This window comes from Membranihabitans marinus (assembly GCF_019802045.1).
Classification (GTDB): Bacteria; Bacteroidota; Bacteroidia; order Chitinophagales; family Saprospiraceae; genus Membranihabitans; species Membranihabitans marinus_A.
Window position 1 is genome coordinate 111986 of sequence record NZ_JAHVHU010000002.1, and the last position, 25643, is coordinate 137628.

Sequence of the window (25643 nt, forward strand, 5' to 3'; positions counted from 1 at the left end):
TGCTGGTATACAGAATTCAACGTGTGCAGTCGGCAGTTTAAACCAGCTTGCCCCATATGGTATTTGGGGGACCGATACGGGGGCTTCTGCTACTATTTATCCGGTAAAACGCTTCCCTTTCATTAGTACTTCGTTCCAATGCAATGCCCGGGAGAAAGGAACAACTCTGTTCGACTTCAAGACTGATATCAAGTCAAAACCACTGGCCCCCTGTAGCGGCGACTTTAGTCGCTCGAAATGAAATAAAAATTTTCATCAATTCATCTACAATAGTATGCTATTATCCCGGGTATATGATATATTCGGATATGGACAGTAATTTTCAAAAGTATCTAAAAACAGAATGGGGATTGTCAGCGGTTGACATCGTCAACCTGGAGCCGTTCTTTCATTCGGAGGAAGCTAAAAAAGGGGATATCCTGGTGCGGAAGGGCAGTAGAGGGCGTTCTTTTTATTTCGTAGAAGAAGGGATGCTGCGTATGTATGATATTTCTGAAGACGGGCGGGAACATATCTTGCATTTTGCTCCGGAAAACTGGATTCTTGGTGACCGCGGCAGCGTGTATTTTGATGAACCGGCGTTCTTTTATATCGATGCGATCGAAGATACTTTGATAGTCCGTTTTGATCTAGCGATGATGGATCAGTTGACGAACCTTTGTCCGGACTTCAGGGAAAACAATGATCTTTTGCTTCACAATCATATTCGTCACCTCAACCGGCGCATCAACCTTCTTCAAGGGGCTACAGCGCGTACACGCTATTTGAATTTTATTGAATTGTATCCAGACGTTTTATTGCGGGTGCCCCAATGGATGGTGGCATCCTATCTCGGTATCGCACCGGAAAGTCTGAGCCGGGTGCGGCGGGAGTTGGCCAAAGAGAACTTCAAACCATGATCTGTTATCTACCCGGACAGGATGCTCATGAGGAGAAAGATCGCAGTATGGGTGCTAGAGATAGTACTTTCCCGATTTTTAATCCGATGAATGATTTCAGATCCTAACATAAGTCAATGGACAGGTAGTGTTGTCTTTCTATTTTTGTAGAACATTAAATAGAAGATATTATGAAAACGAAAAATGTAGAAATGGTGATGAAACCACGCGAGGCACATTATGTGGGTGATGGTTTCCGGGTACACAATTTTATTCCGAGTGGGTATGGATTGACGATGCAACGGATGGACCCATTTATCATGCTCGATTATAATTCCAAGTTTCATTTTTCAGGGACGGAAAAACCCAGAGGTGTTGGTGTACATCCACACCGGGGATTTGAAACAGTGACTATTGCTTATCAGGGAAAAGTGGCACACCATGATAGTTCAGGAGGTGGTGGCGTGATCGGAGAAGGTGATGTTCAGTGGATGACAGCGGCTTCAGGGGTTTTGCACAAAGAATACCACGAAAGAGCGTGGAGTAAAGAAGGGGGTGATTTTCAAATGGTGCAGCTGTGGGTGAATCTGCCTGCGAAGGACAAGATGTCACCGCCCAAATACCAAAGTCTTGAGAATAAGGATATTAACCGATATGAATTGGAGAATGGTATGGGAGAGATTGAAGTGATCGCTGGAAAATACAACGGAGTAAAAGGATCGGCATCCACGTTTACGCCCGTGCATTTGTACAATGCTCATCTAAAAAATGGGGGATCGGCTGATTTTTCTTTACCTGCGAACTACAATACCGCTTTGTTAGTCATCGAAGGCGGTGTGAAAATAAATAATGGAGAGCACGTTCCGACCGATCATTTTGTATTGATGGGAAATGAAGGTGAAAATTTTTCGGTAGAAGCCACAGAAGATTCTCTGGTACTGGTGATGAGCGGAGAACCTATCGGAGAACCCATAGCGGCCCAAGGTCCCTTTGTCATGAATACCAAAGCGGAGTTGGCGCAGGCAATGCGGGATTTTAATATGGGGCAATTCGGGTTTCTTGAAGATTAGATGTTGGGACGCTTCGCTATTGGGTATTGGTACGCTTTGCTATTGGGTATTGGGACGCTTCGCTATTGGGTATTGGGACGCTTTGCTATTGGGTATTGGTCGTTGGTTAAGACGCGAATAGTACGCTCCGGTAAATCATTTTAAACAACAAAAGCCTCAACGTATTAACAAATAACTAAATAACGAATTCTAATGAAATATAATCTAAAGGTAATTGTCGCCAGCACGCGCCCCGGACGCAAAGGAATGGCCATAGCAGAATGGTTTCTCGATGTATTGAAAGATTTTTCAGAATTTGAGGTGGAGCTACTGGATCTTAAGGCGGTGGACCTTCCTTTTTTGGATGAAGCAGAACATCCAAGATCGCAAAAATACGAGAATGACCATACCAAAAAATGGAGTGCTGTAATTGCTGAAGCGGATGCTTTTGTCGTCGTCACCCCGGAGTACAATCATGGTCCACCTGCATCAATCGTTAACGCGTTGGACTTTTTGAGTAAAGAATGGGCCGAAAAACCCATGGCGTTTGTCAGTTATGGTGGGGTGTCAGCGGGAACCAGAGCCGTAGTTCGGTTGTTGCCCTCAGTAGTCGCATTAGGCATGATGCCAATACCTCAGGCCGTAAATATTCCATTTTTTGCACAGTTCATAGATTCCGATGGTAAGTTTGAAGGAAATCAAATATCTGAAAAAGCTGCCCGAAATATGGTGAATGAATTGATTCGGTGGACAACTGCTTTGAAAGGGATGAGAGTAGTATCTTGATGGATGCTGGCCAGGGTCTGAAATTTATTTTAGAAAAAATCGCACTACAACGTTTCCGACAAACCACTTAGGAACTGAACGCAAAAACGTAAGATGAAAATATGAGATCAGGACGATTAGAAGCTTTTAGCGATGGCGTGTTAGCGATTATTATCACCATCATGGTGCTGGAATTGTCAGTGCCGGATGATACAAACTGGGGATCATTACTTGAGATTGCTCCTACGCTGATCAGTTATATACTGAGCTTTATCTACGTGGGGATTTATTGGAACAATCATCACCATTTATTTCAAGTGACCCGACGAGTAAACGGAAAAGTTTTATGGGCGAACCTCCATTTATTGTTCTGGTTGTCGTTGATCCCGTTTACGACGAGCTGGGTGGGTGAAAATCATCAGGCGTCGTTGCCGGTAGCGTCCTATGGCTTTGTACTTATGATGGCTGCAGTGGGCTGGTATATTTTACAGAGAACTTTAAGAGAGCTTGATCCTGAAAACGAAGATCTGGCCCAGGTGACCAAGGGGGGACCAAAGGAAATAGTTTCTGTGGTGCTATATGCCCTGTCTATCGGATTAGCTTTTGCCAATGTGTGGGTATCAATTGGAATCATCTTCGGAATTGCCGCCCTGTGGGTCATCCCGGAGAAAGGGGTAGAGACCATAGATTATCAGGGGTAAAAGTGGATTATATAGTTTGCCTGGCCACAGCCTCTGATTTAAAGGGGATTGGATGTAGTGGTTGATAAGGTTTATGAGGTTGATAAGGTTGATGGGGTTTATGAGGTTTATGAGGTGTATGGGGTTGATAAGTTTATTGACACAGTTTATTGGATTCTCCCTTCTCCAGTAAGTTCTTTGAAATAACAAACGCCTCAACGTATTAACAAATAACAAAATAGCGAATAACAAACGCCCCAACGTATCAACAGATCACTTAATAACGAATAACTAATTAAAAATGGATGGATCTATTTTACCCAGTCCCGGATGGTCTGAAGGGTAGAGGATTCCTTTTTCGAGTTTGAATAGTCCTTGAAATGGATCATCGATCAGGTCCAGATGCCCGTCGAGGTCAGCGTATCGGATGTTGGGTCGGGCCAATGCAAAATGCAGACCGGCAGCGATGCCCAGTGCACATTCATCGATGCATCCCACCATGGCTTCCAGTCCGGCGGACTTGGCCACGGAATTGATGTGCATTCCTTCCAGAATCCCACCGACTTTCATCAGTTTGATATTGACCATATCTACATGTTCGTTCTGTGCCAGATAAAAGGCATCGGACAATGTTTTCAGGCTTTCGTCGGCCATGACCGGAATATCCACACCTTTAGTAACCTTTCCCAGTGTTTTACTGCTATTAATATGAACGGGTTGTTCGTAGATTTCTATGCCGACACGCTCCGTGGCATTCACAAAAGCAATGGAATCTTCCAGAGAGTAGCCCTGGTTCCCATCAAAGCGCAGGATGACTTCCGGAAACTCTTCGCGCAGTTTGATCATTTTTTCTATATCCTCATCCAGGTTGTTGCCTCCTTTGATTTTCAGGATGGAGAAGTTTTGATCTATGAAATCATGTGCTCTTTCGATGGTATCTTCGATGGATAAGATCCCGATCGTGATACTGGTAGGAATGCTGTTTCGATAACCGCCCAAAAACCGATACAGGGGAACCCTGGATTTTTTGGCGATAAGATCATGAAGAGCCATATCGACCATCGCCATTGCAGAGGATTCATCTCCGAGAAGTTTTTTTAGATCATAAAGGATCCGGGCGTACGAGAAGGGATCTTTGCCGGACAGAAAGGGAATGATCGTGTTTTGCAAGGTGTGTTCGACCTGATCAGGGATTTCACCCGTCACTTCAGCATCCGGGACAGCGCATCCATAGCCTATGATGCTTGCGTTTGTCTTGATTTGCAATATGAAATTAACCGTGCTGTGGATGCTTTCATAAGCGATGTAATAAGGTTCTGAAAGCTCGAATTCCATTCGGCGGTAAGTAACTTCCGTGATCGTCATAATGCTGGTTTTAGAAAATGGCACATATAGTGCGAAACTGAGATTTTGTAAATGTAGATTGTGGCTCGCAGATAAGTATAAGTTTGATGTCCGGTCATTTTATCTTTTTTATAAGAAATTCTACCAGTTTTGCCCCGCCGTATTTCAAAACATCAAAAGCAGGTAGTCCCGTTTCCTTTGTAATCGCTGCGCAAGCTGGCAGAATTTCTGCATCGGTCATGTCCTCATGATTCACCGTTATGGCCACCACTTTTTTACCCGAAATCACTTCAATGGCTCTGATTTGTTCATTCAACGGATGCATTTTGTACCCCGGGAACCCATCGTATTCCAGTCTTTTCGGCGCGTGCTGAAGGATAACGTAATCCGGCCTTCCCGCCGCCAGTATTTCAAATCCTCCAGGGTAGGCGGGATTCATCAGGCTCCCCTGACCTTCGATAACGACCACATCGGGTTGCTCATTTTTCCAGGCGCTCACAACGGCATGTTCGATCTCGCCCGATACAAAATCGTTGATGCAACTGTCCATCATCATCGTGTATTTGGCGCCTTGCATCCAGGCGGTTTGACCGGTTCCGATCATTTCAGCTTTTAATCCCGCGCTTCTGAATGCCTGTACGAGAATCCAGGCGGTCGTGCGTTTTCCCAGGGATGAATCGGTTCCGAGGACAGCCAGCTTTAAACAAGCCACTTTTTCGATTTCACCGGTAAAAAAGTGGAGTTGGTCCAGCCTGGGTGGTTTGCGTACATCCCGGATGCGAACATGGTGTTTCTCAGCCATATTCACCAAATCCGGGTCGTCGGTCAGAAAGTCATGTAATCCGCTATCGACGTTCCAGCCCATTTCCAGGGCGGTTTGGATCTCCTTTTTTGCCTGCGCTGGTAGTCTTCCACCATCTGGCGCCAGGCCGACGATAAACGTGTCGGGAAGTCGGTTTGTTGAAGACAGCTCTTTTATAGCCGTTTTCAGGGACGAAAAAATGGGAATACCAGTGGGTTTTCCATCCAGTACTTCACCTGCATCCTGACCTGCGTAGGAGCTGTCAATTATTCCGGTGATGTCGTATCGTTCTGTAAAGCGAACCAACCCATGGGTGGTCTTTCCATTTGGCGTATTAAACGAGCCTTCACAATACACCAAGGCTTTTCCATCAATTGTATTCTTCATAATATACTCGATTTACGTTTAATTTTTTGCGGTGAGGATGGCTACATACCGATCCGGCTCAAAATTTTGTTCTTTATTCATTTCCAGCAATGCAATTAACCCGGCTGTAGAAGCAGGCAGGATCCGGAGGCCCTCTTTTTTCGATAACAAAGTACTCATGTCTTTCATCTTTTTATCGCTGATATTGAAAGCGGCCCCATCGGATTCGAGCAGGGCATATATAGCTTCTTCCCCGTCGAAGCTGTGCCAGTTGATCAGTGGTTCGTTGTATTTTGTTTCTTTGATATTCTCCGGCTTGAGGTCCCTGCAATGGGACAATCCATGAATAAATGACTCCACGATCGGATTTTTATGGGTAGAGGATGCAGCGATCATTTTGGGTATACGTGACGTTTTTCCCCGTTTGTACAAGTTGACAAATCCTCTGAAGATTCCAGCCAGTAACGTTCCGTTTGAGACCGGGACGGCACAGTATTTCGGTGCATCACCCAGGTCATCGTAGATCTCCCGTGCTATATGAGAATACGCAGATATCTGAAGCGAAGTATTGGAACCGCCCGGATTTGCATCATACCACTTGTTTTCGATGGCCAGTTGGCTGCTTCGGGTGACCACTTCTTCGTAGTTGCCGGGCAAGCGAATGATTTGAGCTTGCAAGGCTTCCATTTCGGTGATTCGGTCTGTGTGGTAGCTTTCCGGGATAAAAATCTTGCAGTTCATTCCGGCCAGTTCGGCTGCAAGCGCTACAGCAACCCCGTAATTGCCACAGGTGGCGAGGGAAACGGTGTCAAATTTCCTGCGCAGGGCATCGTAAATCTGGCTAAAAGCTATTCGGTCTTTTTGTGTGCCGGTCGGATTGTCTCCTTCGTACTTGACAAACAGTTGCCGGATATCAAATTCACGCTCCAGAGTTCTGGCCCGGTTGAGCCCTGTATCCCCAATTTCAAGATTGATGATGTCTTCATAGCATTCCAGTCGGTCCACCAGGGATTTACTTTTATCCCTCACAAATTCACCAAGTTTTCTCGTTTCTGACGAGACATTATTATCGGCCGTTTTTACACCATCTTTTAGATTCATGTCCGTGTTGTCAAATTATCAAATCAAATTTAGTTGGAATTTAGCAAATTGTAGGTTTTATTTTTTCAAGTGCAGTATTCTGCGATTTCCATGCGATTTATACCCTTTGTGTTTGATAATGCCGTATAATTTTTCGGAATATATGCGGCAATTATGATTTCAAATGGTATTACTAAACAATTGAATGTATCCATTATTTTTGGGGGTAGGGTTCAACTTCCGGGCGATTTCATTGTTTCCGATGGTAAAGCAAAAGCACACGAAAACTTATTAAATGAGCAAATGCGTTTTAGAATATATCAAATGAAGGGGTTGCATACCCTGCGAAGCCCATAGGCTGTCATCAAAACGGCAGCCGGAAAATAAATTTTTTTACTTCAATACACATTGTCTATGATTTTTATAGAAAACGAAGGCATCACAGATCCCCACACCAACTTGGCTTTGGAAGAATACGCCTTACGCCATTTTGATGAAGCCAAGAATTACTTGCTCTTCTACATCAATGAACCTTCGATCATTATCGGTCGAAATCAGAACACGCTCGAGGAAATCAATCACGAATATGTAGAAGAAAAAGGGATTCACGTGGTGCGTCGTATTTCGGGTGGGGGAGCGGTATATCACGACCATGGGAATTTGAATTTTAGTTTCATCACAGACTATGACAAAGAAAGCCTGAACAACTTTAAGAAATTTACCGGGCCGGTGATCAAAGTGCTTCAGGATATGGGTGTTGACGCGGAGATGAGTGGCCGAAATGATATTCTGGCCCATGGGAAGAAGATTTCGGGGAATGCCCAATTTTCTTCCACCCGGCGCATGTTTAGTCATGGAACCTTGTTGTATGATAGTGATTTGTCCGAAGTGGGTAAAGCGCTGCAGGTTAAGATGAGTAAGATCGCTTCAAAAGGACACAAGTCTGTCCGCAGCCGGGTCGCCAATATTACCGAATTTCTTGATTCACCCCCGCCCATCGAAACCTTTCGCTCCCAGGTGCTGCACGGCTTATATGCAAATCGACCTGATTTTTCTACCTACCACCTGACCGACGAGGAGTGGGAAGGCGTCTTTCAACTTCGGGACCGCAAATACGGCACATGGGACTGGAACTATGGTCATTCACCCAAATTCAATATTCAACGCAATCGACGTTTCCCCATCGGGGAGATTGATCTTCGACTGGATGTGGAAAAAGGCATGATCAAGAATATGAAAATATACGGTGACTTTTTTGGAAAAGAGCCTGTTCATACGCTGGAGGAACGCTTTAAGAACCGACGTTACCATCCCGAAGATATTAAAAAGGCCATGGAGGGGGTGGATGTGGAGATGTATTTCGGGAAAATCGATCCAAAAGACTTTACAGATCTAGTATACGGTGCGGATGAATAATGCTGCCTGGGTGGCTCAATCCTCCAGCATCGGTCTGACGGTCCGCCAGATTTCTTCGGCAATCACTTCTTGCGGTTGCGCGCCATCCACAATGAGGATGTTTTGATCGTTCTTGAACCGTTCCAATATATCGATGTACGTTTTGTGCACTTTTTCCAGGTTCTCCCGGGTCTCAAAGAGTTCCATATATTCTCGTCCTTTTTTCAATCGCTCCATGGCGGTGTCGACCGATATATCCAGAAATATATGCAGGTCCGGCTGTAGAATGCGTTGACTCTCCGCATTGGCCGCGATTACCCAATCCAAATCGACGTGTGCTCCCTGATAAGCATAGGACGAAAACACGTACCGATCGGTCAGTACGGTATACCCCCTCGACATTTTTAGTAAAATTCCATCGTTTTTATTCAACAGGTGATGGAGTCTGTCTGCCACGAAAAGGCCTGCAATGGTATGATGATCCCCGTCCATCTTGCCCGTAAAGATATCACGAATCATTCGTCCGATGGGGCCATTGGTTGGTTCGCAGGTTTGGTGTACTTTGTGCAGATGATGGGTCAGTTTTTCCTGCAAAAAACTGATCTGACTACTCTTGCCGCTCCCGTCTATCCCTTCAAACGCAATGAACAATTCTGCCTGATGGTTATTTTTAATCATAGGAGCCAAAGATAAATAGATTGCCTGGGATTAAAAGTGTTGTTTTCAAATTCCCGGGAATATGGCGATTTAAAACCGCAAGGTGCCTTGTACTTGGCGCTTGTTCCAGAAATAAAATTAAACTAAAATGAAAAAGAATAAAATTATCTATGTGTTTGATGCTTATTGCAGTTGGTGTTATGGCATGGGGCCGGTGATTGGGAAGATTGCCGAGGAGTATAAGGATGCATTGGACATAGAAGTACTCAGTGGTGGTATGATCCCGGAGGATACAGAAGTGGATGTGCTGGCCAGAAAGTTCACAAGCCCCCGCGAGGCATTTGGTCGGGTGACTCAAATGACCGGGCAACCCATCAGTGATGATTTTATCCAAATGATGGAAACGCCCGAAAGCTTCGACTATACTTTCAATTCGGTATATCCCGCCCGGGCATTGGCCACCCTGAAGCATTTTGCGCCTGATCGGGAAGTTCAACAGGCCGAAGCTATTCAGGAATTGATTTACACCAAATTGCAGGATCTGACCAAAACAGCGTCTTACAAGTCAGTCGCTGAAGACTTTGGGATCGACTGGCAGGCTTTTGTTCATTACTTTGAATCTGATAAATCCCTTGAAGCTGCTAAGTATGAATTTCATCTGGCTCGTCAGCTGGAAGTGACATCGTACCCGGCCGTATTGGTGCAGACTGGAGACCAGCAATTCTATCTGGTAGCGCGCGGTTTCACCCCGTTCAAAACTCTGAATCAGCGAATACAAAATGTCATGGAGGAAAATGCAACTAAGAACGGTGTCGCGCCACCTCAGAATTCGCCGTCGTGATCCGGGGTCATACCGTTTGAATTCATAATTGCCGGATATATTCCGAAATATTCTTCGATTCTCTTTGTAAACAATACTCGTGTAACGCCAGTTATACTTCTGTTTTTTCCTAGACAATCTTTGAATATTTACAAAATCTTATACGGTATTATCAATGCAAATGGCATAAATTCCCAATGCATTTATTTAGAGATCACTTCGCAGCGTTGTCTGAATTCAATGTACCCTGGCGAGGCTGAGATCAGACTTATAAAGTGGTGTTATTTGATGTTTCATGCCTTTTGGAATAATTTATTTTGATGGTTTTAAATAATTAATGTATGTTCAACTATTTAATCTAAACCGCAAAAGTCGATCGTTACGCAAAAATGGAGCAGGTAATATTCCCAATATGGGAATTTAAAAACTTGATGCACTGCATAGAATGCCTCATAATAATGTGACGTGGTGAATAAAGCGGACTAAATTACTTCAAACATGGGAATGATTAATGATTTCAAAGAATTCGCCGTCAAAGGTAACATGGTCGATATGGCTGTCGGTATTGTGTTAGGTGCCGCATTTGGCACGGTGGTTAAGTCACTGGTGAGTGATATCATCACACCAGTCATTGCTGCTCTATTCAACATGCCTGATTTTGCTAATTTATTTATCGTGATGAAAGCACCGCCTGAATTACCTGAAGGTGCATCCTCTGTAGCAGATATTACCTCATTGGAAGCCCTGCGCGAGGCGGGTGGTGTTCCCCTTGCCTACGGATCATTTATCAATGCATTAATCGCTTTTATTCTGGTAGCGCTGGCACTGTGGGTCATTGTGCGGTCTTTGAATAAACTCAATGAGAAAAAAGAAGAGGAAGAGGCAGCACCAGAAGAACCGGCTGGTCCAACCGAGCTGGAAGTGTTGCTGGAAATCCGGGACTCGTTGCAGCGAGGTGCTTAAATTAAATTTGCCAACTGGCGCCCAAATTGAGTAAAAAGGACGTCGTTGAGATTTCCATATAATCGGGTTATTAAAATACCAAAACCATTTTAAAAACTACGATGGTCAGGTTGATCACCTTACGGAGTTCAAAGCATTAGCATTCTCCTTACCGAATGGCGCCTAAAGCCTGGCTGACTATACCCTGTAGATGAATTATCACAGGGTGAAGTCGCTTGAGATGGATAATGTGGATTATAGCACTTAAGAAAGGTGGTGAAACCCGCAAAAGTCAAACGTCACCCAAAATTGGGCTATGGAATAGGCCCAATTTTGGAATTTAAGCAATTGATGACCTGCATATTATGCATCATAATAGATTGACGTGGTGAATAAAGCGGGTGTAAAGGTTCAAACGAGGTGTAATAAAAAAGGTCTGATCACGATATACGCGATCAGACCTTTATTTTTTCCGGATAAACGGTGTTTAATCAAAATAAAAATTATTCGGTCCTATCCCGACCTGCAGCGCGCCTTTGGCTTCACCAGTGCTGGTATAGATGGCAACCACCCCTGCACTGTTAAAGTCTTTGGCATCACCCACATAAATATCTCCATCATCAGGCGACACCCCCAAACCGTACAATGCTGTGATCTGATCGAGATTAATCAAAGCTGTGGAACTGATGGAATTATCGCCCGGCTGGTAAGCATAAATGCCGTCTTCCAAGGGAATAAGTACCCGATTTTCCCTTTCATCGTAAGCGATTTTTGTGAAAAATCCACCCGGAGCAGCGAGTTCCACCTGTTGTGTTGTGCTGGGTGACTCTGTATTGATCGCATGAATCGATGGACTTTCTCCCGTTTCATTTCCCCGGCAGTATACATACAGCTCATCATTGTCACCAATCGCCCAGTCTGTGGGATGGGAACCTACTTTTACAGAATCCACGCTGTGATCTGTCAGATTGATTACATAGATGTGATCCTTGACCCGTCCCTGATAGTCAGATTGACTCAGTATCCACAATCGATTATCGTCTTCAAAAATCCGATTGGATTGCTCCCCCAAAAAAATACTGTCGTTGACCTGAAGACTATTCATATCTGCCACCAATATATGCTGTGAATAAAGACTTCCGATGTACCCTTGACCATCCTCTATGTCGATTTCTGTGGGTGCGGACAGCCCTTCAATGGAACCTGTCTTTTCAAAAGTTTTTTCTGTGGCCTGGATGATTTGACCTGAATTGTTCATCACCAGATAAGCGTTATCATTTTCAAAGGTGATTGATTGCAACACATCCCCCGCTGGTTCCTGATTGACCGTTCTGTAAATTTCAGGGACATAAGCTTGTTTGGCGGGGTCCAGAAAGTAAACGACCGCATTGCCCTGTCCGAATGCGCCTTCACAACTGATAATAACCCCATCTTCGAACGAATCGATCTGATCGGGTTGTTCGGGTTCTTCTTTTTCGCAAGATGATAAAAAGATAAACCCCGTAAAAAATGCAATAAATAAAAATAGGTTCTTCATTATTAAAGTTTTATGATTGTATGTAAATGAATTTGTCTGCCCGGCATTGGCCGGTTTTTAATGCCCTCGTAATTGGAGTCGAATAGATTTGTGATTCGCATTGCAAAAGACCAGGGTCTGTTTTTTAAGGTGTAAATCAAGCTGGAATGGCACAGAAAGTATGGATCCAAAGCTTCGGTGTGATCTTTGGTGACATACCGGGTTGAAGTATACTGCCCTTCGAGTTTCCATTCCCATTGTTTTTTTATGTTGCTGATACCTGTAAAAGACCACAGATGCTCCGGGTTGTATACGGTCTGATTTTTGCGATTCGCCTCATCCATGATGTAGCTGCGAACGAACTGGTATCCTGATCTCATCTTCACATGAGGGCCAACGGCCTTTTCTAATTCCAGATTTATCCCATAGCTCCTGCCTTGATGTGCATTCATTGGTTGCCAAAAACCCAGGTTTCCAGGAAGCCACTGGATCCAATTTTTAGCCTGGCGGTAATACAACGTAGAAGAACTCCGAAGATTATCCGCCCAGGACTTTTTCCATGAAAGTCCGTAAATCTGATTTTTTTCTGGCATTAGATCAGGGTTGCCGCCCGGACTCCAGTGCAGGTCATTGAGCGTGGGCCATACCATATTTTTATTAGCAAAAACCATCCAATCCCCAGTGGTTTTTTGGCTGTACCGTATTTTCCCTTCTGTCGTCCAGCCCATTTTTTGCCCCGTGACTTTCTCGGGTTTTGCCATAAGAATGAGTTCTATGGGTAATCCGGGCACCTCATACTGGAGATGTGCGTAGGCGGAGTTCCTGTGTTGGTGCTTCCGTCCGTGATAGTTGTCGGACCGGCTGGTGAAATAATTGCTTTGTACCCCATATTTGATGAAAAAATCAGGGTGGGGTTGCCACTGATTGTCGACACGAAATTGCCCATTTTGGAAACGGTGGACTGCATTCAGATCGATCAAAGGATTTCGGTAACGTTGTTTTTGAAAGCCATAATAAGCTTTTACATTCAGGTGGTGCTTGGATGTCGTGAAGTGGTATTGAATCACGGATCGTAAAAAAGCGTCCGATTGATTTGCTTCGCTTCGCGCCTCTGTCAAGGTCGGGGGGATTTCCCGATTGTGTTTTCGTCCCCAGGCGGAAAAGGTCCAGTATTGGTTTTTGCGCGGATGAAATTCACTGTGGTGGGAGAGATTGGTATGAGCAGCGGCCGCGTGATCGAGGTTTTTATATGTGCCGGAATGCGTTTTATATCGAAAATCATTTTGTGCTTTGCCTGCCTGGATCGAGGTTCGGGACTTCCAGGAGCCTTTTGCATCGGTGAAGCTGGCATTTCCTTTTAATTCCTGGAGCGAAGACCAGCCGGCAGATAAAGTCAGCGGTCGGAGGACTGGTTTTATTTTCTGATCCAGGAGTATTGCCCCCGCTCCGCTGCCGGCGCCAAATATCGTCGAGTGGCCTACCCGTGCGATGCGAAGAGTAGTCAGATCTGCTGTGGATATCATGGAGTAATCATTGACGCCAAGCATGGGGTTCGCGATCTGAATGCCGTTCCAGATCATCGCTACTTCATTGGATTTACTGCCAAACATAGACACTGTGGACGAAGATCCCGGACCGTAATCCCTGAAGTATACGTTGCTTTCTATCCGAAGCACGTCGGTTAACTGGGTGAGTTGACTGGCTCCGGTTGACAGATCAACCGTGTCGGATCCTGTACCCAGAAGGGTCGGTGCAGATACAGCGAGTTCATCCATCAGGATAGCGGTGTCGATCGCTTGTCCCGAAAGGGGAGTGAGTTTGCAGTAAATAACGCCCGCCCACAATAATACTATAAGCCCTGATCTCATCAGTCTGTACTTAGTCTACCATACCATCGGGGAAATCACCGCATAGGCCGGGTGCATGAACCTGTCGTGTGTATTCCTTACTTTTCTCCCGAAAGCATTGAATTTATTAATTGTATCATCCAAAAATTGTCCGGAACGACCGGAGTATCATTGAATGTATTCTGGCAGGTCTTCTGGCTCGTCCTGTTTCGGCCGTCTTCCCATCCGTACTTACCATGGACAGTGACGTAGTGGCCGGAAAATAGCTTATAGTTCGTAGTCTATAGTTTATAGTCAGCAACAAGGTCTAAAACTATATACTAACAACTAAAAACTAAATTGGACTTACAGCTGCGGGGACAGCTCCGGAATTTTTGATAGGATCAAATCACCGGATTCCCTATTATATCCGTCAAGAGTAGATGTGAAATAAAATAACAGGAATTGACGACGCGATTGAAACCATGAACGATTAAAATGCAGCTTTAGCACGTCAAAACAATTCGATTATTTCGTACCGATCCCCTCAGGCGGAAACCAAAATAGTATCGTGGCAAAGATATGGAAAATAACCAGCCCGGTTGCTTTCTATTTTCCTAAAATTCTTAAAGTCTGCTTATCTTAGCCGCATATTTAAAAGGATCTGTAAAGATATTCAATCAATTATGTCTCAATTTTTCAAAATCTCCGGGATCTACTCATTTGCCACAGCCGCATGGGGCGCGAAATGGAAGGTCTTTGTCTGTTTGGTTTGCATGGGGTATCTGCCCGGGGTCGCGATTAGTCAGGAAAACAAAACGGAGTTTTCCGGCTGGGTGGAAGAAGCCGCTGGAGGCCAACCGATTCCCTTTGCCAGTATTGTGTTGATCAAGGACAGTGTCCAGACCGCCGTGACGACCGATTCAGCGGGACATTTTGTTTTTCGGGACATTCCTTACGGAACGTATCAGTTAACCATCACTTCTCTGGGGTACCAGACATGGCGAATGCGGGAGCTCCCGCTGGAACATCAGGATATGGCTCCATTGCATATCCAGCTCAAGCCATCCACCGTGGCGATCGAAGAAATCGTGGTAAAAGCGGATCAGCCGATCGCACAAGCGACGCGGTTGTCTGGCGGATACACCCTGACTTCGGAAGAAGTCCGTCGGTTTCCGGCCACCTTTTATGATCCGGCTCGCCTGGCTACCGTGTATCCCGGAATCGTTAATGTCAACGATCAAGCCAACAACCTGGCCATCCGTGGAAGTGGTCCCAATCAAATGAATTTCTATATTAACGGCGCTGAGATCGTGAACTCTAATCACCTGGCCAATGCGGGGACTTCCACGGATCGTACCACGCTGAGTGGGGGAAGTGTGAATATGATCAGTGCCCAACTTTTGCAGACGACAGATATTTATACCGGTGTGATTCCGATAGACAAACCAGATGCAACATCAGGGGCGATGGATTATCATCTGAAGCGAGGCAGTCGGTCCGAATTTCATTTTACCGGTCAGGCCGGACTGAACGGCATCGATCTGGCCGTGGAAGGACCCCTAGGGGATCGATGGTCATACATCGCTAACTACCGGTATTCAACGGTTGGTCTGCTGACCCAAATGGGGGTTGATTTCGGTGGCGAAAAAATATTGTATCAGGACCTGGCTTTGCAACTGTCTTTTTATCAGAATGAGCAGACAACCTGGCAATTTTTCGCCATGGGCGGTGACAACAGCAACACCTTTGAAGCCAAAGCGGACAGTTTACGGGAGGAATACAAGGATTTTTTTGACATCGATTTTAAGTCAAAAATCGGAATCGCCGGAGGAAGCGTCCGCACCGAACTGTCCGGTCGAACGACTTGGAATACAACCGTGGTTGCTTCTACGCGATGGGATCGTCGTGAACAAACCTCATCCAGTATATCTGCTTTCTACAGTAAAGATGATCTGGAATTGACCAAATATGCCCTGAATTCGGGGATGGTCCAGGAGGTGAACGATGTCGTTCAGCTTTATTATGGTCTGAACGCCACAATATGGTCCGGTGGACTGGAATATGAGAACCAATCGGTTTCCGACCAACGCACCACATTTTATACAAAAAGTCTTGCGGTCAGACCCTACCTGGAAAGTCAATGGACTGTCAGAGAATGGAAACTAAGAGGAGGACTGGGGGTAGGTTATCATCAACTGTCTGAAACCCTTCACGCAGAACCCAAGCTGGCCATCACCCGTCGGTTGCCGAAAAAACAGGTTCTGGCACTCAATACCGGTTTGCAACACAAACTTCAACCTTATCTGGCTTTATTTTCTTCTGAAAACAACGCCATGCTTCCCTTGATGAAATCCTGGAAATCAACATTGACGTATGAAAAGAATTTTTCCAACAGTGCTTTTAAAACCACAGCATTTTATGAGGGCTTGTCCAATGTCGGCGCGACAGCGGAAGGCTACTCTGTCCTAAATATGCTGGAACAATACCCGCCCAGGAATCTTTCATCGCATGGGGAAGGGCAAAATATGGGGGTCGAAATGGCTTACCGTCATTTTCTGGAGCAAGGACTTTTCTATATGATATCCGGCACCCTGCTTGATGCCCGGTATAAGAATGTAGGTCAGGAAAAATGGCGCAACAGTCATTACAATAATCAATATGTGCTCAATGCCACGCTCGGGAAAGAGTTTGATTTTTCGGATTCGGAGAAACAAAAAGTGCTTGGAGTTAATTTTCAGGTAGTGTATACAGGTGGTTTTTGGGAGACTCCGATTGACCTAGCGGCCAGTCGGCAAGCCAAACGTACCATCCGAACCACGGAGAATTTATACTCGGTCCAACTTCCGAATGTACTTAAGACCTATTTTAGAGTTTATTACAAGATCAACCATTCCAGGCGATATAGCTTAATAGGTCTTGATCTTAGCAATGTATTGAATCGCAACAACGTTTCCTATCGGTATTATGATCCGTTGAGTGATCAGGTGCTGGATGAGTATCAGCTTGGATTGATCCCTATGCTAAGCTATGTAGTTCGGATCTGAACCATAAAAGAGAATCTATGAAAAAACAAGACGTATTGATAATAGGTAGTGGAGTTGCAGGAATGACTGTGGCGATCAACCTGGCCGAGCATCGTCCTGACTTGTCCATTACTGTACTCAATAAAACCCGCCAGGGTGAAAGCAATACCAGCTGGGCACAGGGTGGTGTGGCTTCTGTGTGGAACCATGATGTGGATAATTTTCAAAAACACATTGAAGATACACTGGATGCTGGAGACGGGTTGTGCGACGAAGAGATTGTAGAAATGGTCGTCAAGGAAGGACCGCAACGGATCGAAGAGATGATCGAGTGGGGTACACGGTTCGACCGGGAAGCTGATGGTGATTACGATCTTGGTCGGGAAGGCGGGCATTCCGAAAACAGGATTCTGCACTATAAGGATAAAACCGGATGGGAAATCCAGCGTGTAATTCTAGAGAAGGGGGGGGATTATCCAAATATTACCGTTGTCGAAGAGGCTTTTGCCATCGAGTTGATTACCCAACACCATCTCGGGCGGGTGATTACCAGTGCTACACCGGATATTGAGTGCTATGGGGTCTATGTGATGGAAAAAGAAAATGGTGCATTTATCGAACCTTACCTGGCCAAAGTGACTATTTTGGCAACAGGCGGAGCGGGGCAGGTCTATCGTTCTACGACAAATCCGGTCGTTGCTACCGGCGATGGAATAGCTATGATGTTCCGGGCACAAGGCAAAATACAAGATATGGAATTCGTGCAATTTCACCCGACAGCTTTGTATACGCCGGAGGGTAATCCGGGAAGTGCCATGCCCGATTTTTTAATTTCCGAGGCCGTACGAGGCTATGGTGCTATCCTCAAAACGCTGGATGGCGAGGAATTTATGCACAAATACGATCCTCGAAAATCCCTGGCTCCGAGGGATATTGTGGCCCGGGCGATTGACCGGGAAATGAAAATTCACGGGTGGGACTACGTGTACCTTGATTGTCGCCATCTTGATCCGGAAGGGTTTAAAACACATTTTCCTACGATTCTGGAAAAATGCCTTAGTGTAGGCATAGATCCACTTACGCAGTACATTCCGGTGACCCCGGCCTGCCATTATATTTGCGGTGGAATCATGGTTGATAAAAATGGACAGTCTTCCATTCGGCAATTATATGCTTGCGGTGAGGTTACTTGCACGGGGCTGCACGGCGCGAACCGACTGGCGTCCAATTCACTTCTGGAGGGAATGGTTTTCGGGCATCGAATCGCCCGGGATGTGAGTCATCGCATCGACCAGTGGTCTTGCAATGAACAGGTGCCTGAGTGGGATGCGCGGGGAACGACAGAACCTGAAGAGATGGTACTGATCACCCAAAGCATCAAGGAACTAAAAGAAATCATGAGCAGCTACGTGGGGATTGTTCGTTCCAATGTCCGGCTAAACCGGGCTTTGAACCGACTGCATACGCTGTACAAAGAGACGGAGGGCCTGTACCAATCCACGACACTTTCTCCCCAGTTGGCCGAATTGCGTAACCTGATTACGAATGGCTACCTTATCACTAAGCTGGCTTCTTATCGCAAGGAAAGCCGGGGCTTGCATTATACGACGGACTACCCGGACAAACTACCGTTCAAAGATCACATGTATTTATAAATTGCTGAGCGATGTCTGGGCAATGCTAGACATCGCATTCTGGGACGGTCTTGTATTTCATGTCACCTGGCATTAGTCCTTATCTGAAAAAAGATCAATATTGTCGTCGCCTGGGTCCGGCGTATCTTCCTGATCTTTTTGGGCTGGATCGGTTGATTGACCTTTGTGAATTTTTTTCTTAAGGTTATTGATGATGACAATGTGTTCATCCTCCTTGGAATAAAGGTGTTTGACTTCCTTTTCCAGGGTATTGATCCGTCGGTTTAACCGTTCCTTTTCAGCATCCACTTCTGCCTCCATTTCTTTTACGCGGGCTTTATTGTAGAAGTTGGAGGCTAGAAATCCGATGATGATAAAACCTGCCGCCATGACGATGTATATGAGTATGTCCAAACCCAAATTGGAGGGAGTGTCTGATTGTCCCGCAAAATAGAGCACAAAAATGGTCTGTAAAATAGATATGGTCATAATCTGTTATTTGTCCACTAATATTTCCACTCGTCTGTTAAGATAACGTCCGTCTGAGGTGGTGTTGATCGATATGGGATCTTTTTCACCTCGGGATAATGTCGTGATCTTGTTTTCGGGAAATCCATTGTCGACGATACGTTGTTGAATGGATTTTGCTCTTTCCAGCCCAAGATTATAATTGATGGTTTCATCAGCGGAATTATCGGTGTATCCTGTTATAATCAAATGATTTTTTTCGGCCTTCCAAATATTTGTTAACGAGTCTAAGGGATCAGATATTTTAGAAGATGTCTTTTCATTCTTAGAGGCAAATGGAAAGAAGACCAAAACACGTTGATCGTTGATTATTCGAAAAAGTGATTTTTTATTCACTTTGACAACCTGATAGTAGGTGCTGATCCCCGTAGTGTCTTTGCCTTCCATGAGTTTTAGCCCCATGGGCTGAAGCACCCGGGAAGCATAGCGTTTTTGTGCATTGGCCATCAGATTAATCGATCGTTGAATGCCTGGATTTTCATTCATCCCCGTATATGGTTCACCTTCCTTATAAAAACTGATGACCTGAATGGCTTCACCTGGTTTTCGTTTTGCCATCAATGAATCAATGATGGCATCTATAGAATCAGCAGGTGGGTGGTTTTTTAGAAAAGAAGGTGGAGGCGGGGGTTCGAGCTCGGTCGAAATGGTGTCGTTGATGGGGGATACAGCTACCTGATTTTCCAGCGAAGAGGTAAGGTTGATATGCCCCTTGTCATAGAGAAACCAAAAGCCCCAACCCAGGAACCAAATGAAAGCCAGAACGGAGATCAATATTTTCATGTGGTATCAAAAAAATCGTTAATTCCAAATGTAATAAAAATAACCGTTTAATCATCGATTACCTGGGTAATCTCCTCGTATAGATAGCCCTTTTGTAGTAAATACCGGATCCACGCTACGCGATCTTCTGATTTTTGTTGTTTTGCGGCGAGAAGTATGGAAAGGTTTTTTAGGTACACTTTCTTATTTAATTCCAGGAGACCTTCATCGATCAACCGGGAAGGGATATGGTGGCGGATCAGTCCTTGTTTTATCTTTTGTCGACCCCATTTGTTCTGATTGACCTTAGAGCGGATATAAGTTTCCACAAATCTTTTCTCGTCCAGAAATTTTTCCTCGATTAGCTGGTTAATAATTTCCTCTTTTTGGGCAGCGGTGAGCTCTTCGATGTCGTACAGCTTTTCTTTGATCTTTTGTACCGATCGGTCTTCGCGTGCACAGTATCTCTGTAAACGGGCCAAAACTGCCTTTTTTTTGTCATCCGACATAGTTCGTATGGCTTAAATGTTGGAAAGAATTCAGGGTGTCTGCGATCGAATGTCCAGGCGGGTGTACGACCGAATGCCATCCTGCATTTTTAGCTCCAGCCACATTTTCTTCCAGGTCATCGATAAACAGAATTTGTTCACCTGGAACCTCGATTCTCCGTTGCACTTCCTGGTAGATTTGAGGATCTGGTTTGGCCATTTTTAATTCGTGACTGTAGAATGACCCATGGAGGTATTCGGTCTCAAACGCTGTGATATTGTGCTCATCCTTCAGGTGCCGGTGAACCCATTCGATGTGGAGTGCATTGGTGTTGCTGAGCAGATAGGTGTCGAAGTGGCTTTTGAAGTGGCGTAATATTTTCAGGGTCTCAGGTTTTATCCCGACGAGCATGGAATTCCAACACTGGATAATATCCAAAGCCTGAACCGGTCTGGCACTCAGTTTGATGATCCGGTTTATAAACAGCTCGGTACTGAGAAGTCCACACTCGTATGAGGCCATGACTTCGCGGATTTTATGAGACTGATCGGCAGGTTGTATCCCGGTAAGATTACTCATGCGTTGCCGGAATCCGGGAATGTCGAGGTCTATCAGAACATTTCCAAAATCAAATATTATAGTAGATAGTTTCTTTTCCATAATTTGCGGTATAATGTACAAAAATAAATTGTAGATGCGAATAGCCATTAATGGTCGGCTTTTGATTGAAAACAGACTGGAAGGGCTGGGGTATTTCACCTGGGAGGTTCTCAAGCGGATGGTGGATCTGTATCCTGAACATGATTATCTGGTGTTGTTTGATCGAAAGCCTGCCAGAGCTTTTTTGATCCCCGGCGTGGAGTTTCGTATTCTTCGACCGGCAGCACGACATCCGTTTTTGTACTTATTTTGGTTTGATGTATTGGTTCCCATTCATTTAAGAACCTGGGATGCAGAGGTGTTTGTCTCTTTTGATGGGTTTACTTCCCAGCGACTTCACATTCCTGTGGTCACGACCATCCATGATCTGGCTTACCTTCATTATCCCGAATATATGAAATCCGCCGACCTGTGGTATTATAAAAAATTTCAACCAAAATTTGCCCGGTTATCCACGGGTCTGTTGACGGTTTCGGAATACAGCGCCAAAGATCTCGAAAAGCAATATAATATTAAGAGGAATGAAATTGAAGTTGTCTACAACGGGTCCAGATTTGAGAATAATCCGCCCGAGTCCAGACCCGCTGTTTTGGAAAAATATGGTGTGCAAGCACATCAGTATTTCATTTATACAGGGAGTCTGCATCCACGGAAGAACATCATCAGGCTCGTGGAAGCATTTGAACACGCACAGGCTGCTAAAGCCGGAATTAAGCTGGTGTTGGCCGGGCGATCTGCGTGGAAGACACAGGAGATTATGGAGCGTATAGATCGTTCGCCGGTCTCCGTTCAGATCATCCGAACTGGTTATGTGTCCGATACCACCTTGTGGAATCTGCTTAAAAATTCACTAAGTCTGTGTTATGTATCTCTTTTTGAAGGATTTGGCGTGCCGGTGCTGGATGCTTTTCATGCGGGTGTCCCTGTCATCTGCAGCAGCACCACTTCTGTAGCGGAGGTAGCAGGGGATGCTGGCTTACTGGTTCATCCGGAGGATGTTCAGGCGATTTCGGCAGCCATGGATCGCGTGTACCTGGATGGTGGTATCCGCCAGAGTTTAGTGGAGAGTGGCCATGAACGAAAAAGCAGGTTTAGCTGGCGATCGACAACAAAATTGATTTATGAAACTATAGAAGAAAGTTATCGGAATTTCCGAATTTAATTTCTCAAAGGAGCAATTGCTTCGTTCGGAAGTGCACAAGTCTACCGCATAATCCGGCCTCCTTTTTGGTATTCCCGCTGAATACCATCCATGATAAATTGATGTGTGACCTCCTTTTTGTTCTCTGCAAGAACCCGTAGACCAGCATACTGGACGACATTCATGATATCCCCACCTGAGAGTTCATATTTTCGGGCTATTTGATCCAGAACGACATCTTTGTGCAAGCCCACTTTTTCAGGGAATGCTTTTCTCCATATTTGCAACCGTTCTGAAAAGCTTGGAAAAGGAAAATGAACAATGGCCTGAAACCGTCGGATGAAAGCTTCATCAATATTGGTCTTTAGGTTAGAGGCCAATATGACCAATCCTGCGTAGTTTTCTATGCGTTGTAACAAGTAGGATACTTCCTGATTCGCATATTTATCATGGGCATCCCGTACGTTGGTTCTTTTTCCAAAAAGCGCATCGGCCTCATCAAAAAACAAGATGCCTTTCGTTTTTTCAGCTGTGGCCAGTAAGTTGGCGAGGTTTTTTTCGGTTTCACCGATAAATTTTGAGACCACCATCGAAAGGTCGATTTTGTAGACATCTTTACCTGTATATTTGCCCAGTAAGCTGGCCGTGAGCGTTTTCCCGGTACCTGGTGGTCCGTGGAACAAAGCCCGGTAGCCTGGTTTTAGTTTTTTGTACATGCCCCAGTCGTAAAGCAGGGTGTTGCCGTGCGTTATCCACATCTGGAGCTCTTTGATTTGGACATTGGTCTCCGGGTTCAGTACCAGATCACTCCATTCCATGTGGGTCTCGATCAGCTGCGCGGGGAATTTCATACTAAAGGCCGGCTTACTAATTCTTCCAGTCAGGAATAGTTCTGCATATTCCGCTGAAAGAATAAGTTTTCCACACATTTTTGGCTCGCCATCTGGTGCGTCTTCAAGCCTTAGGATATGGTTTTTTGCAAAAAAATGATCGGGACCAAGATATCTATACACCGCCTGTCTTTTTTTTAAATCGTTTCCAGCCAACAGGAACAATGCCGTTTGTCCTGTAGGTAACAGACCCCGGAAATTCTTGCCCCGAATACCTCCGAGCTGCGGAAAGTCACCTGTGGAAGTCAATTTTTCCTGAATGACTGTGTCCAATAAGTGACTTTGTACTTGTGGACAAAGTGTTAAAAGTAAAAGGATCTTTTCAGCTTTGTTTAATCTGGCCTTCCTGATGATGGGGGGTACATGAATGGTCCATTTTGAATACCCAGGTAATTCAGGTACCGTCAGATTGTTTTTGGCATAGAATTGCGTGTCCAATCGATATTGAAGGTACTTTTCGATGAACTGAAATTCGGGAAATTGATCTTTTGATTGTTTCATCCGTTGAGTTTTTAGCAATCTAAAGGGGCCGGACCAGATAAGTGGACATATTCGCTGGAAATAAAACCGCGGTTGGTTTGATACCAAATAGTATTCCCGCGAACGGATGAACCAGTCACCTGACATTCCAGATCCACAAGGGTACCCCTGGGATATTTATCCAAAATGGGTGCAGAAAGATCGGGAGCTGATCTTATCCGAAGTGCAGAGGCCGTTATGATACCCTTTGTGGTGGGTGGGAGAGGTGTCGGAATGGAAAAAGGCTGAATCGGCTTAGAAGGAAAATTTACAACAAATGGCACATCTCCGGCTATACCCGATGCTTCCATTTTGGACATGGGCACCGTGGCGACCTGCTCTTTCAATGCTCCGCAATTCCCGGGACACAAATCGATGGTGTCTTTCACTTTGTAATTGATGAAAGGTTGTACGAGTAGAGACCGATCTGGCAGCTTATTTATTAAAACAAAACCAGAAGCTATCCTTGCATCGTTAAACGGAGAAGGACGAGCTCCTACCGGGCATGACAGTTGAGTAGTCCCAATTCCACCGGCGATATTCCCCGGAATTTCACCGATGGCATTAAAATTCATTTCTTTGGCATCTCCTGAAGTATTGATGGCTGCAATTTCACTGGGAATCAGGGTAGCAATATTTAATACGAGGGTATTAACACCAGATGGAAATACAGGCGGACTGGTTTTTATCCTGGCTTTTAAGGCATCAAGCAGAAAACTTGTTGTCGCAGATGTTGTAACTGATCCCGTAAAATCGGGACCAAAATTGGAGGTGATATTTCTGGGCGCCGAGCCTCCGAAAAGATAAAGTGCCCATAATGGAACCACCCTTGGACTCACTTCTTTGGCTATTCCCGCCAATAAGAATGATGCGGTAGTGTTTCGTGCAATAATCGCCATAGATGGGTGTGGTAACGGTTTGCAAAAAGTATCCGGACATTCGGCCGGTTTTCCGCAGGTGGTTGGAACTGGAGAGCTACCGGTCTGACGTTGTAATTTTGGAGTAATGCCATCACTCCCTCTGGTTTGCTGAACCACATGCGTCAACTCGTGCGCCAGCAGATGTTTTCCTTTGCTGGACCCCGGATCGTATTTGCCTTGGTTAAAATAAACATCCTTTCCATGCGTAAATGCCTGGGCTCCCAGCTTTTTGTTTAGGCTGACGGCTTCCGCATCGGTGTGGATGTTGACATAACTGAAGTCCACACCAAATGACGCCTCCATTTCGGCTTTGGTGTGTTTAGGCAATCGTTTGCCCCTTCCGGATTTGTTTTTTATTTGACGGGTTACTGTTGATCCGGCAGACCTGGTAGCATTTTCAGACTTGGTCTGTACTGGTCCTTCTTCCTCCTCTTCTCCTTCCAATTTGTTGATCATCCCTTCTTCTTCCTCTTCCGGTACTTCTTTTTTGCTCAACATTTCCTCTTCCTCTCGTCCTCCTCCCATTTTATGGATCATTTCCTCCTCCTTTGGTTCTTCTATTTTTTGGAGTTCGGGTTTTTCTTGAACCAGTTTATCTTCCTCCATGCGCTGTTCTGCAGTGCCCAGTTTTTCATCTTCCTGTGGAGTGGCCAGCGTTACTCGTTGGATACTGCTGATCTCTTTGTTTTGAATGGCCGGCTTGGAGGTGGAGTGGTTCACCACCGCATCAGCCACACGGTCGGCTTCCTTTTCATATTTGTCACCGGGTTTTCCAACCTTCAACGAACCTGTTGCAGTGTCCTTTTTGGTCTGAATCCCCGCATTAAAAAAAGGGCTACGGCTTTCCTTTGAGAAGAATGGAATCTGCTTTTTTTCATTTTCCCCGTGTTGATGAGGGTTTTTGTGTCGATGGCTCCTGAAGACTCGTTTCATCTGAATAATTTTTTTACGGGC

The 25643-nt window shown here is 45.2% G+C and carries 22 protein-coding genes and 1 riboswitch; of the genes, 10 read left to right on the forward strand and 12 right to left on the reverse strand.

Features of this window, described 5'->3' with window-relative positions:
* The first annotated feature begins 293 nt into the window (after window positions 1–293).
* From KUV50_RS00930 to KUV50_RS00945, 4 genes are all read left to right on the forward strand, one after another.
* The gene (locus KUV50_RS00930) at window positions 294–899 is read left to right on the forward strand and encodes a Crp/Fnr family transcriptional regulator (RefSeq protein WP_222578201.1); all 606 of its coding nucleotides are present in this window, start codon (window positions 294–296) and stop codon (window positions 897–899) included.
* 170 nt (window positions 900–1069) lie between these two features.
* Entirely contained in the window at window positions 1070–1948 is an 879-nt protein-coding gene (locus tag KUV50_RS00935) for a pirin family protein (RefSeq protein WP_222578202.1), read from the forward strand.
* 192 nt (window positions 1949–2140) lie between these two features.
* A complete protein-coding gene (locus KUV50_RS00940; protein ID WP_222578203.1) occupies window positions 2141–2713 on the forward strand; it encodes an NADPH-dependent FMN reductase in 573 nt (190 codons plus the stop codon).
* A gap of 101 nt (window positions 2714–2814) precedes the next feature.
* Window positions 2815–3393, forward strand: a complete 579-nt coding sequence (locus KUV50_RS00945; protein WP_222578204.1) for a TMEM175 family protein — start codon at window positions 2815–2817, stop codon at window positions 3391–3393.
* Window positions 3394–3663: 270 nt separating this feature from the next.
* Here KUV50_RS00945 and KUV50_RS00950 read toward each other — a convergent pair whose 3' ends face one another.
* From KUV50_RS00950 to KUV50_RS00960, 3 genes are all read right to left on the reverse strand, one after another.
* Window positions 3664–4737 carry a mandelate racemase/muconate lactonizing enzyme family protein gene (locus KUV50_RS00950; protein ID WP_222578205.1) on the reverse strand — a complete coding sequence of 358 codons (1074 nt, stop codon included), beginning with the start codon at window positions 4735–4737 and terminating at the stop codon, window positions 3664–3666.
* Window positions 4738–4831: 94 nt separating this feature from the next.
* Window positions 4832–5905 carry a DUF1611 domain-containing protein gene (locus tag KUV50_RS00955; protein ID WP_261394950.1) on the reverse strand — a complete coding sequence of 358 codons (1074 nt, stop codon included), beginning with the start codon at window positions 5903–5905 and terminating at the stop codon, window positions 4832–4834.
* Between the two features lie 18 nt (window positions 5906–5923).
* Window positions 5924–6985, reverse strand: coding sequence for a pyridoxal-phosphate dependent enzyme (locus KUV50_RS00960; protein ID WP_222578206.1), 1062 nt, complete (start codon window positions 6983–6985; stop codon window positions 5924–5926).
* A 393-nt stretch (window positions 6986–7378) separates the two neighbouring features.
* Between KUV50_RS00960 and KUV50_RS00965 the strand changes: the two genes are divergently transcribed.
* Window positions 7379–8380, forward strand: a complete 1002-nt coding sequence (locus KUV50_RS00965; protein WP_222578207.1) for a lipoate--protein ligase — start codon at window positions 7379–7381, stop codon at window positions 8378–8380.
* A 15-nt stretch (window positions 8381–8395) separates the two neighbouring features.
* Here KUV50_RS00965 and tmk read toward each other — a convergent pair whose 3' ends face one another.
* Window positions 8396–9037 (reverse strand): dTMP kinase, encoded by a 642-nt coding sequence (gene tmk / locus KUV50_RS00970; RefSeq protein WP_222578208.1) that lies wholly within the window; start codon window positions 9035–9037, stop codon window positions 8396–8398.
* 127 nt (window positions 9038–9164) lie between these two features.
* Between tmk and KUV50_RS00975 the strand changes: the two genes are divergently transcribed.
* Window positions 9165–9857 carry a DsbA family protein gene (locus tag KUV50_RS00975; RefSeq protein WP_222578209.1) on the forward strand — a complete coding sequence of 231 codons (693 nt, stop codon included), beginning with the start codon at window positions 9165–9167 and terminating at the stop codon, window positions 9855–9857.
* Window positions 9858–10334: 477 nt separating this feature from the next.
* A complete protein-coding gene (mscL, locus tag KUV50_RS00980) occupies window positions 10335–10799 on the forward strand; it encodes a large conductance mechanosensitive channel protein MscL (RefSeq protein ID WP_222578210.1) in 465 nt (154 codons plus the stop codon).
* Between the two features lie 466 nt (window positions 10800–11265).
* On the opposite strand, the gene KUV50_RS00985 is transcribed toward mscL, so the two are convergent.
* Window positions 11266–12315, reverse strand: coding sequence for a YncE family protein (locus tag KUV50_RS00985; protein WP_222578211.1), 1050 nt, complete (start codon window positions 12313–12315; stop codon window positions 11266–11268).
* Between the two features lie 2 nt (window positions 12316–12317).
* On the reverse strand, window positions 12318–14162 hold the full coding sequence (locus KUV50_RS00990) for a TonB-dependent receptor plug domain-containing protein (protein WP_222578212.1): 1845 nt from the start codon (window positions 14160–14162) through the stop codon (window positions 12318–12320).
* 145 nt (window positions 14163–14307) lie between these two features.
* Window positions 14308–14623: riboswitch (cobalamin riboswitch) on the reverse strand.
* Window positions 14624–14806: 183 nt separating this feature from the next.
* On the opposite strand from KUV50_RS00990, the gene KUV50_RS00995 reads away from it, so the two are divergent.
* Window positions 14807–17167: a TonB-dependent receptor gene (locus KUV50_RS00995; protein ID WP_222578213.1), complete on the forward strand. Its 2361-nt coding sequence runs from the start codon at window positions 14807–14809 to the stop codon at window positions 17165–17167.
* Between the two features lie 17 nt (window positions 17168–17184).
* Entirely contained in the window at window positions 17185–18801 is a 1617-nt protein-coding gene (gene nadB, locus KUV50_RS01000) for an L-aspartate oxidase (RefSeq protein WP_222578214.1), read from the forward strand.
* Window positions 18802–18873: 72 nt separating this feature from the next.
* On the opposite strand, the gene KUV50_RS01005 is transcribed toward nadB, so the two are convergent.
* Genes KUV50_RS01005 through KUV50_RS01020 form a run of 4 tightly spaced genes read right to left on the reverse strand, consistent with a single transcriptional unit; the run spans window position 18874 to window position 21219 of the window.
* Complete coding sequence (locus tag KUV50_RS01005; protein ID WP_222578215.1) at window positions 18874–19269, reverse strand: LapA family protein; 396 nt, start codon at window positions 19267–19269, stop codon at window positions 18874–18876.
* A gap of 6 nt (window positions 19270–19275) precedes the next feature.
* Window positions 19276–20091, reverse strand: a complete 816-nt coding sequence (locus tag KUV50_RS01010; protein WP_222578216.1) for an OmpA family protein — start codon at window positions 20089–20091, stop codon at window positions 19276–19278.
* A 47-nt stretch (window positions 20092–20138) separates the two neighbouring features.
* Window positions 20139–20552 (reverse strand): regulatory protein RecX, encoded by a 414-nt coding sequence (locus tag KUV50_RS01015; protein ID WP_222578217.1) that lies wholly within the window; start codon window positions 20550–20552, stop codon window positions 20139–20141.
* A gap of 16 nt (window positions 20553–20568) precedes the next feature.
* Complete coding sequence (locus tag KUV50_RS01020) at window positions 20569–21219, reverse strand: HAD family hydrolase (protein WP_222578218.1); 651 nt, start codon at window positions 21217–21219, stop codon at window positions 20569–20571.
* Between the two features lie 34 nt (window positions 21220–21253).
* On the opposite strand from KUV50_RS01020, the gene KUV50_RS01025 reads away from it, so the two are divergent.
* Window positions 21254–22381 carry a glycosyltransferase family 4 protein gene (locus KUV50_RS01025; protein ID WP_222578219.1) on the forward strand — a complete coding sequence of 376 codons (1128 nt, stop codon included), beginning with the start codon at window positions 21254–21256 and terminating at the stop codon, window positions 22379–22381.
* A gap of 41 nt (window positions 22382–22422) precedes the next feature.
* Here KUV50_RS01025 and KUV50_RS01030 read toward each other — a convergent pair whose 3' ends face one another.
* Together KUV50_RS01030 and KUV50_RS01035 are read right to left on the reverse strand one after the other, a co-directional pair.
* Window positions 22423–23751, reverse strand: a complete 1329-nt coding sequence (locus KUV50_RS01030) for an ATP-binding protein (protein ID WP_222578220.1) — start codon at window positions 23749–23751, stop codon at window positions 22423–22425.
* An 11-nt stretch (window positions 23752–23762) separates the two neighbouring features.
* A complete protein-coding gene (locus tag KUV50_RS01035; RefSeq protein WP_222578221.1) occupies window positions 23763–25622 on the reverse strand; it encodes a DUF4157 domain-containing protein in 1860 nt (619 codons plus the stop codon).
* Window positions 25623–25643 lie beyond the last annotated feature (21 nt).